Below are 528 nucleotides of genomic sequence, written 5' to 3'. Positions count from 1 at the left end.
CCTCCAAGGAAATTGCCCAGGTGGGTTCGATCTCCGCCAACTCCGACGAATCCATCGGCAAGATCATTGCCGATGCGATGGACAAGGTCGGCAAGGAAGGCGTGATCACCGTGGAAGACGGCAAGAGCCTGGACAACGAGCTGGATGTCGTGGAAGGCATGCAGTTCGACCGCGGCTACCTGTCGCCCTACTTCATCAACAACCCCGAAAAGCAGGCCGCCCTGCTGGACAACCCCTTCGTGCTGCTGTTCGACAAGAAGATCAGCAACATCCGTGACCTGCTGCCCACGCTGGAGCAAGTCGCCAAGGCCGGCCGTCCGCTGCTGATCATCGCCGAAGAAGTCGAGGGCGAAGCCCTGGCGACCCTGGTGGTGAACACGATCCGCGGCATCCTGAAGGTCGTGGCCGTGAAGGCACCTGGCTTCGGCGACCGCCGCAAGGCCATGCTGGAAGACATCGCCATCCTGACGGGCGGCAAGGTGATCGCCGAGGAAGTGGGCCTGACGATCGAGAAGGTGACCCTGGCCG

General features: G+C 62.1%; 1 protein-coding gene. It reads left to right on the top strand.

The window, feature by feature from the left end:
• Positions 1 to 528, top strand: a 528-nt coding sequence (locus GVL52_RS28480; RefSeq protein WP_280179127.1) for a TCP-1/cpn60 chaperonin family protein, incomplete at both ends; no start/stop codon positions are given.

Source organism: Rhizobium sp. 18055 (assembly GCF_902706285.1).
In the GTDB taxonomy this organism is placed as follows: domain Bacteria; phylum Pseudomonadota; class Alphaproteobacteria; order Rhizobiales; family Rhizobiaceae; genus Rhizobium.
This window is presented reverse-complemented; position numbering and strand designations above follow the sequence as displayed.